This window comes from Mangrovibacter sp. MFB070 (assembly GCF_000705335.1).
GTDB lineage: Bacteria > Pseudomonadota > Gammaproteobacteria > Enterobacterales > Enterobacteriaceae > Mangrovibacter > Mangrovibacter plantisponsor.
In genome coordinates this window covers 1-5,552 of sequence record NZ_JJMI01000006.1, presented here as the reverse complement: position 1 = coordinate 5,552, position 5,552 = coordinate 1, and the positions used below count along the sequence as shown (strand labels likewise).

Sequence of the window (5,552 nt, the reverse complement as noted above, 5' to 3'; positions counted from 1 at the left end):
TAAAACAGAATATGCCTGGCGGCAAGAGCGCGGTGGTCCCACCTGACCCCATGCCGAACTCAGAAGTGAAACGCCGTAGCGCCGATGGTAGTGTGGGGTCTCCCCATGCGAGAGTAGGGAACTGCCAGGCTTCAATTAAGAAGAACCCTCAGCGAAAGCTGGGGGTTTTTTGCTTTTGTGCTTCAGGCTGTTCAGCTGTTCAGCCACTTACCTGCAGTTTCACACCCGGAGACAGTTCCCGTCAGGTGATCCCGGCCACCGTGCCCCTGCGCCACTCCTCAGGGATACATTCGGGCAGCAAGACTCAGGCAATACTCTGCGTGATAGGAGTCTGAGCCGTATTTTTGCTATCAATCTGGCTGGTATCAAAATCCTTCTTGTGACAAGCCATTACACCATGAATCGGTTACACTAATTGCTGTCGGTCAGCAGGAAGAGCGTTCATGAGCAATACGTTAAAACCATTTCATACCTTTGGCATAGATGTCTGCGCGCAGCATATCGTTATTGCAAATTCAGCGGCAGAGATTGTTTCTGCCTGGCAAAGTGCGCAGGGCGCTCAGCAGCCTGCTTTAATCGTAGGGGAAGGGAGTAATCTCCTGTTCCTCGATGACTTTTCTGGCACAGTTATTCTTAACCGTATTGCCGGAATCCACATTGAAGAAGATAGCAATAACTGGCTACTGCATGTTGGGGCCGGTGAAAACTGGCACCATCTGGTCGAGTTTTCCCTGAAGAAGGGTATCGCTGGCCTGGAAAACCTTGCACTAATACCTGGCTGTGTTGGGTCATCACCTATCCAGAATATTGGCGCATATGGCCGCGAAGTAAAAGATGTGTGCGCCTACGTCGACTGTATCAATCTGGAAACCAGTGAGGTGCTGCGCCTGAGCGCAGAGGAGTGCCAGTTTGCCTACCGGGACAGCGTTTTTAAACATGAATATAAAGACCGAATGGCCATTGTCGCCGTAGGTTTTCGCCTGCCTAAGCAGTGGGTACCATTAATTACATATGGTGATTTAGCACAACTGGCAAAAGACAGTGTTACACCACAGCAAATATTTGATGCAGTGTGTCATATGCGCCGTACCAAATTACCGGATCCGGCGGTACAGGGTAATGCTGGTAGTTTCTTCAAAAACCCAGTAGTAGATGCAATAACTGCAGATGAACTGCTGCAACACTACCCCAAAATACCTCATTATCCCCAGACAGATGGCACCGTTAAACTGGCCGCAGGGTGGCTTATCGACCAGTGTGGGTTAAAAGGCTACCAGGCGGGGGGAGCCGCAGTGCATCAGAATCAGGCATTAGTACTGGTTAATGCCAATAATGCAACCAGCGAAGATGTTGTGAACCTTGCCCGAAACGTGCGTCAGAAGGTCGGTGAGAAATTCAATGTATGGCTGGAACCCGAAGTGCGCTTCATTGGTCGTCAGGGTGAAGTCAGTGCCGTGGAGGCGATTGCATGAAGGACAATAAAGTACCATTAACGCTTATTTCTATTTTGTCGGACGGTGAATTTCACTCGGGAGAACAACTGGGCGAACACCTGGGTATGAGCCGGGCAGCAATTAATAAGCATATTCAAACACTGCGCGATTGGGGTATTGACGTTTTCACCGTACCCGGCAAAGGTTACAGCCTGCCAGAGCCCATCCAGCTACTTAGCGCTGATGTTGTGCAGGCGGGTGTCACCGCAGGGAACGTGACGGTTCTCCCCGTTATTGATTCAACTAACCAGTACCTCATTGAGCGTATCGATTCTCTTAATTCTGGTGATGTTTGTATTGCTGAATACCAGCAGGCAGGGCGAGGGCGCCGGGGTCGTCAGTGGTTTTCACCATTCGGAGCCAACCTCTATCTTTCCATGTACTGGAAACTTGAACAAGGTCCGGCGGCAGCTGTAGGCCTGAGCCTGGTGATTGGCATCATTATGGCAGAAGTGCTTCATGCCCTGGGCGCAGATCAGGTGCGTGTAAAATGGCCTAATGACCTCTATCTTCATGACCGAAAACTTGCGGGCATTTTAACTGAACTAACAGGGAAAACAGGTGATGCTGCGCATATCGTCAGTGGCGCGGGGATCAACCTGACAATGCGTAATGTTGAGTCAACCATTGTTAATCAGGGGTGGATCAGCCTGCAAGAGGCGGGTGTTTCAATCGACCGTAATCAACTGGCAATTTATCTTATCAATGCCTTGCGGGACGCTCTGTTGATTTTTGAGGCCCATGGTTTGACACCATTTTTGCCACGTTGGGAAAAACTGGATAACTTTATTAACCGCCCTGTGAAACTCATTATTGGCGAGCGGGAAATTACCGGGATCTCTCGGGGTATTAATGAACAGGGCGCATTGATGCTGGAGCAAAATGGTATGATCACGCCGTGGATGGGCGGTGAAATTTCATTGCGTGGAGTGATGTAAACAGGGGGGCAGGGCTCCCCTGTTTGGCGTATCTATTTTCTTAGTCTTACATGCTCAACCGCATGATTACTGCTTTTACTCAGAATCAGACTGGCTCTTTCTCTGGTTGGCAGAATGTTTTCTTTCAGGTTTAACCAATTGATTTCCTGCCATAATTGAGTGGCAACGTTGACAGCCTGCTGCTCTGTCAATTGGGCGTAATTATGAAAATACGAATCCGGGTCGGTGAATGCGCCTTTACGGAATTTCAGAAAACGATTGATATACCAGGTTTGCAATAGCTCTTCCGGCGCATCAACATAAATAGAAAAATCCACGAAGTCTGAAACAAATACATGGTGTGGTGCATGAGGATAATCCATGCCACTTTGCAAAACATTCAACCCTTCGAGAATTAATATATCGGGTTGTGAGACGGTTTTATCCCCATCAGGAATAACATCATAAATGAGGTGAGAATAGACGGGGGCACTGACTGATGGCGCACCAGATTTCAGCTCAGAAACAAATTTAACCAGCCGGTACATATCATAGGATTCCGGGAACCCTTTCTTTTTCATCAAACCACGTTCTTTAAGCACCTCATTAGGGTGTAAAAAACCATCTGTGGTAATGAGTTCTACACGGCGGTGTTCTGGCCAGCGGCTGAGTAGCGCCTGCAAGACACGGGCTGTAGTGCTTTTCCCTACCGCAACACTTCCGGCAATACTGATGATATAAGGGATCCTCTGGCCATTGGTTCCCAGAAATTGCTCAAGCACAGCCTGGCGGCGCAGGTTTGAACTGATATAAAAGTTAAGCAAACGAGAAAGTGGTAAATAAATCTCAGCAACTTCCTCCATTGAAAGGTCTTCATTGATACCTTTCAACCGCGCAATCTCACCTTCGGTCAGTGTCATGGGAACTGAATCACGAAGTGCAGCCCACTGGCTCCGGTTAAACTGTAGATAAGGAGTCATTCACATATACTCTTGTTTCGCTGATGTACCTGATCATTGCAACGAATTCCAGCACTGAAAAAGCCAACCAGTCTGCGACCGATACAAGGCACACCGAGAAAAAGTTATTTTGATAATGGTCTGGAGGGTATCACCAGATGGCGTCGAATAATAAGAAAAAATAAGTTTAGGTGATGCTTTAGGAAGAAAGCATCACCTGAGATCAATTTTTTGTTTCGGCTGAGTCGTCAGAGGGACACGGCAGCGAACAGCCGTTTGTAATAAATCATGGAAGATGAAAACCCATTGTGCTGAGAAAACGTATAGTCCGGTAGCTCGCCAAGGCACCGGTAACCCTGAGCACGATAAAAAAGCTCTGCACCAGAGCCTGCTTTGGCTCCCAGGCAAATCAACCCCCGCTTGTGGGCCCGTGCTGCACTTTCCAGTGTCTCAAGCAGATGGCGGCCAATACCTCTGCGGCGACAACGTTGATGTACTACCAGAGCATTAATCTCTGCACGGTTAATCGCATCGTCAGTTTGTGCCAGCCTTAATTGAATAGCTCCTGTAATGCCTTCCTCATCTCTGGCAATCCACATGAGTAATTGTCCCCGGCTAATAGCATCTTTTATGTCCGAGACTTCCCCCGGTACGCATTGCGTCGTTTTCAATGCGCCAGGCAGTGCTTCAGATAGTTGCTGGCTGTAGACTGATAGCATGGTAGGGCTCAGCGGAATAATCTTCATGGCATTAACCTCCATCACAGATAACCAAACAGAGAAATGCAAAATGTGATCCATATCTCATGCATGGATTAGGCCGAAGAAACAATCTGCGAACTATCTTTCTGCACCATTGCCTGCCAGTTGTATAAAAAATGCACTGCAATGATGCGTGGGAAAAAAGAATGGGTAACCCCTGGAGTATTAACATGGCTAACAAACTGAAGGATATTTGTTCGCCTCCGGCTGAAAAGTAGTCATAATTGCGATGTGTAGTGCAAAATGTGAGCGATAGAACATTTTATGCGATTTTTTTGTTGCATCACGGGGCATGTGTTCCTAGAATGCGCGCTACTTGATGCCGACTTAGCTCAGTAGGTAGAGCAACTGACTTGTAATCAGTAGGTCACCAGTTCGATTCCGGTAGTCGGCACCATCAAGTTCGGGTGGGGTTCCCGAGCGGCCAAAGGGAGCAGACTGTAAATCTGCCGTCATCGACTTCGAAGGTTCGAATCCTTCCCCCACCACCAATTTCGGCAATGCATAAGTATTGCCCGGGGCGTTTAAAAGATTAAGCGACCCGAATGCTGAGAGAAATCCTCTCATAATTCCGACAGAAAAATCAGGTAGCCGAGTTCCAGTGTGCGGGCATCGTATAATGGCTATTACCTCAGCCTTCCAAGCTGATGATGCGGGTTCGATTCCCGCTGCCCGCTCCAAGATGTGCTGATATAGCTCAGTTGGTAGAGCGCACCCTTGGTAAGGGTGAGGTCGGCAGTTCGAATCTGCCTATCAGCACCACTTCTTATTCTCCCTCCCTGCTTTATTCTGTTTAACGTTCTGTTAATTCAGGCTTAATGCCTGGTTGATGTGGTGATATCACCGATTTATCCGTGTCTTAGAGGGACAATCGATGTCTAAAGAAAAGTTTGAACGTACAAAACCGCACGTCAACGTCGGTACTATCGGTCACGTTGACCATGGTAAAACAACCCTGACTGCTGCAATCACTACCGTTCTGGCAAAAACCTACGGTGGTTCCGCTCGCGCATTCGACCAGATCGATAACGCGCCGGAAGAAAAAGCACGTGGTATCACCATCAACACTTCTCACGTTGAATACGATACCCCGACCCGCCACTACGCGCACGTAGACTGCCCAGGCCACGCCGACTATGTTAAAAACATGATCACCGGTGCTGCTCAGATGGACGGCGCTATCCTGGTTGTTGCTGCGACTGACGGCCCGATGCCGCAGACTCGTGAGCACATCCTGCTGGGTCGTCAGGTTGGCGTTCCTTTCATCATCGTGTTCCTGAACAAATGTGACATGGTTGATGACGAAGAGCTGCTGGAACTGGTTGAAATGGAAGTTCGTGAGCTGCTGTCTCAGTACGACTTCCCGGGCGACGACTGCCCGATCATCCGTGGTTCTGCTCTGAAAGCGCTGGAAGGCGAAGC

General features: G+C 48.7%; 5 protein-coding genes, 4 tRNA genes and 1 rRNA gene. 8 read left to right on the top strand and 2 right to left on the bottom strand.

What is annotated here, in order from left to right; translation table 11 throughout:
- Positions 1 to 14: 14 nt before the first annotated feature.
- The 3 genes from rrf to birA all read left to right on the top strand — a co-directional run bounded on the left by rrf (position 15) and on the right by birA (position 2,431).
- Positions 15 to 130, top strand: a 5S ribosomal RNA gene (gene rrf / locus DT73_RS02775).
- 313 nt (positions 131 to 443) lie between these two features.
- Entirely contained in the window at positions 444 to 1,472 is a 1,029-nt protein-coding gene (gene murB, locus DT73_RS02770; RefSeq protein WP_036103603.1) for a UDP-N-acetylmuramate dehydrogenase, read from the top strand.
- Positions 1,469 to 2,431 carry a bifunctional biotin--[acetyl-CoA-carboxylase] ligase/biotin operon repressor BirA gene (gene birA, locus DT73_RS02765; protein WP_036103601.1) on the top strand — a complete coding sequence of 321 codons (963 nt, stop codon included), beginning with the start codon at positions 1,469 to 1,471 and terminating at the stop codon, positions 2,429 to 2,431. Before murB ends, birA begins: the two co-directional genes overlap by 4 nt.
- A 32-nt stretch (positions 2,432 to 2,463) precedes the next feature.
- Here birA and coaA read toward each other — a convergent pair whose 3' ends face one another.
- Both coaA and DT73_RS02755 read right to left on the bottom strand, forming a co-directional pair.
- Positions 2,464 to 3,390 (bottom strand): type I pantothenate kinase, encoded by a 927-nt coding sequence (gene coaA / locus DT73_RS02760; RefSeq protein WP_036103598.1) that lies wholly within the window; start codon positions 3,388 to 3,390, stop codon positions 2,464 to 2,466.
- Between the two features lie 227 nt (positions 3,391 to 3,617).
- Complete coding sequence (locus DT73_RS02755; protein WP_036103594.1) at positions 3,618 to 4,115, bottom strand: GNAT family N-acetyltransferase; 498 nt, start codon at positions 4,113 to 4,115, stop codon at positions 3,618 to 3,620.
- Between the two features lie 336 nt (positions 4,116 to 4,451).
- Between DT73_RS02755 and DT73_RS02750 the strand changes: the two genes are divergently transcribed.
- From DT73_RS02750 to DT73_RS02730, 5 genes are all read left to right on the top strand, one after another.
- Positions 4,452 to 4,527: transfer RNA gene (locus tag DT73_RS02750), tRNA-Thr, on the top strand.
- 9 nt (positions 4,528 to 4,536) lie between these two features.
- Positions 4,537 to 4,621 (top strand) — tRNA-Tyr (locus tag DT73_RS02745).
- 114 nt (positions 4,622 to 4,735) lie between these two features.
- A tRNA-Gly gene (locus tag DT73_RS02740) sits at positions 4,736 to 4,810 on the top strand.
- A gap of 6 nt (positions 4,811 to 4,816) precedes the next feature.
- Positions 4,817 to 4,892 (top strand) — tRNA-Thr (locus DT73_RS02735).
- Between the two features lie 112 nt (positions 4,893 to 5,004).
- Positions 5,005 to 5,552: GTP-binding protein (locus DT73_RS02730; protein WP_036103591.1), on the top strand; the 548-nt coding region annotated here is incomplete at its 3' end.

What these genes read in the sequence shown, in the direction of transcription:
- coaA (WP_036103598.1), bottom strand. Translation starts at nt 3,390, where the DNA reads ATGACTCCTTATCTACAGTTTAACCGGAGCCAGTGGGCTGCACTTCGT.
- DT73_RS02755 (WP_036103594.1), bottom strand. Translation starts at nt 4,115, where the DNA reads ATGAAGATTATTCCGCTGAGCCCTACCATGCTATCAGTCTACAGCCAG.
- murB (WP_036103603.1), top strand. Translation starts at nt 444, where the DNA reads ATGAGCAATACGTTAAAACCATTTCATACCTTTGGCATAGATGTCTGC.
- birA (WP_036103601.1), top strand. Translation starts at nt 1,469, where the DNA reads ATGAAGGACAATAAAGTACCATTAACGCTTATTTCTATTTTGTCGGAC.